At 62.2% G+C, this 1,920-nt stretch carries 3 protein-coding genes; 1 reads left to right on the top strand and 2 read right to left on the bottom strand.

Going from position 1 to position 1,920, the window contains the following annotated elements; all coding sequences use genetic code 11:
- Positions 1-563, bottom strand: a 563-nt coding sequence (locus KEC57_RS18770) for an arginase family protein (protein ID WP_229386220.1), incomplete at its 3' end; no start/stop codon positions are given.
- Between the two features lie 102 nt (positions 564-665).
- Here KEC57_RS18770 and KEC57_RS18765 point away from each other — a divergent pair.
- Positions 666-1,658 carry an IS5-like element ISBmu23 family transposase gene (locus tag KEC57_RS18765; RefSeq protein WP_007182917.1) on the top strand — a complete coding sequence of 331 codons (993 nt, stop codon included), beginning with the start codon at positions 666-668 and terminating at the stop codon, positions 1,656-1,658.
- Between the two features lie 119 nt (positions 1,659-1,777).
- Here the strand turns inward: KEC57_RS18765 and KEC57_RS19240 are convergent, their stop codons facing one another.
- Positions 1,778-1,909 carry an arginase family protein gene (locus KEC57_RS19240; RefSeq protein ID WP_372457109.1) on the bottom strand — a complete coding sequence of 44 codons (132 nt, stop codon included), beginning with the start codon at positions 1,907-1,909 and terminating at the stop codon, positions 1,778-1,780.
- Between the last annotated feature and the right edge of the window lie 11 nt (positions 1,910-1,920).

The raw sequence follows: 1,920 nt of genomic DNA, 5'->3' as shown, positions 1-1,920 counted from the left end.
CCGACCAGGTCGACCGACGTGAGCCCGCGGATGATCGACAGAGCCTGCGCGCTCGACAGGCCGCCCGGCACGGGCGTGACGGTGCCGGGCGCGAAGGCCGGATCGAGCCCGTCGACGTCGAAGGTGAAATAAGCCGGCCGCGCGCCCACGATCTCGACGATGCGCGCGATGGTCGCGTTCACGCCGTGCTCATGCACCCAAGCCGCATCGAGCACCGACACGCCCATGAAATCGTCGTTCCACGTGCGGATGCCGACCTGCACCGAGTGGGCGGGATCGATCAGCCCGTCCTTGATCGCCTTGTAGAACATCGACCCATGATTGAGGCTGTCCGGTTGATCGTCGGGCCAGGTATCGCAGTGCGCATCGAAATGGATCAATGAAAGCGGCCTGCCGTACTTTTCCGCATGAGCCACGAGTAGCGGGTAGCTGATGTAGTGATCACCGCCGAGCGTCAGCATCCGAGCACCGGCATCGAGAATCGTGCGCGCATGCGTGACGATCGTCTCCTTGACGGTCGACGGATTGTGCACGTCGAGCCAGCAGTCGCCGTAGTCGATCACCGCATAGTCGTCAAAGGAAACACTGATCAATTCGGCTTGGCGGTCATCGCTGACGAGGCCAAGGGCGTTGTAGAAAGAAGCTCACGGAACGGACCCACGACGATGCAGCGGCAGATCGGTTTTGCGGAAGCGGAAAGTGCGGGCAAGAAGCGGGTGACCAAGCGTCAACGCTTTCTGGCCGAGATGGAGAAGGTCGTCCCTTGGTCGCGGCTGCTGTCGGTGATCGGGCCGTATTACCCGAAGGGCGAGCGTGGCCGGCCGCCGATTGGCCTGGAACGGATGCTGCGGATCTACTTGCTGCAGCAGTGGTACGGGTTGTCGGACGAAGGGCTTGAAGATGCGCTCTACGACAGCATCGCGATGCGCGCCTTCGCGGGCATCGACCTGGCGCGCGAGAACGTGCCGGACGCCACCACGCTGTTGAAATTCCGGCGCCTGCTGGTCGAGCACGCACTGACGCGAAAGCTGTTCGACGAGATCGGCATCGAGTTGTGCGAGCGCGGGCTGATGATGAAGGAAGGCACGCTGGTGGATGCGACGATCTTCGAGGCTGCGCCGTCCACGAAGAACGCCGGGAAGAGCCGTGACCCGGAGATGCATCAGACGAAGAAGGGCAACGACTGGTATTTCGGCATGAAGGCCCATGTCGGCGTCGACGCCGACTCGGGTCTGGTGCATAGCGTGGTCACCACGGCGGCCAACGAGCCGGACGTATCGCAGGCCCACGCCCTGCTGCACGGTCATGAGCAGGAAGCGTTTGGCGATGCGGGCTACACCGGCGTGGACAAGCGCGAGGAGATGAAGGGCAAGACGGTGAAGTGGCACGTGGCGCTCAAGCGCGGAAAGATCAGGGCGATGCAGGAAGGTCCGCTGAAGGACCTCGTGATCGCGGTCGAGCGAACCAAGGCGCAGATCCGCGCCCGGGTCGAGCATCCGTTTCATGTCGTGAAGAACCTGTTTCGTCATCGCAAGGTGCGCTACAAGGGTCTAGCCAGGAACACGGCACAGCTGTTCAGTCTGTTCGCGCTGGCGAACCTGGTGATCGCGAAAAATCAGCTGTTGTCGACTCATGGGAGCAATCCGTCATGTGTGTGAAAAACGCGGGAAGTGAGGCCCGAATACGAGCGAAACTCACCTCGCATGTCGTCAAATTCCTACGTCAATCTGAAAATTGCAACCTGCCTCGTCCGTTATGCGGACGACAGGCTCATTGATCAGCGTTTCCCAAACGGATTGATCCCCCATGGATACGGCAGCAGCACGCCGAGCTGGCTGCTCGCCGCACGGATCGCGCGTGGGCCGAGCCGTGCGCCCGGACGGTTGGTCGTCGCGATATCGAGCGGCACACCGGTCACCG

Origin of the sequence: Microbacterium allomyrinae, from assembly GCF_020682705.1 — a bacterium.
GTDB lineage: Bacteria > Actinomycetota > Actinomycetes > Actinomycetales > Microbacteriaceae > Microbacterium > Microbacterium allomyrinae.
Note: the sequence above shows the minus strand (reverse complement) of the source record. Positions and strands in the feature narration are given on the sequence as shown.

Bases quoted from the DNA above. Each gene is read 5' to 3' on its own strand.
- KEC57_RS18765 (WP_007182917.1), top strand. From the start codon at position 666: ATGCAGCGGCAGATCGGTTTTGCGGAAGCGGAAAGTGCGGGCAAGAAG.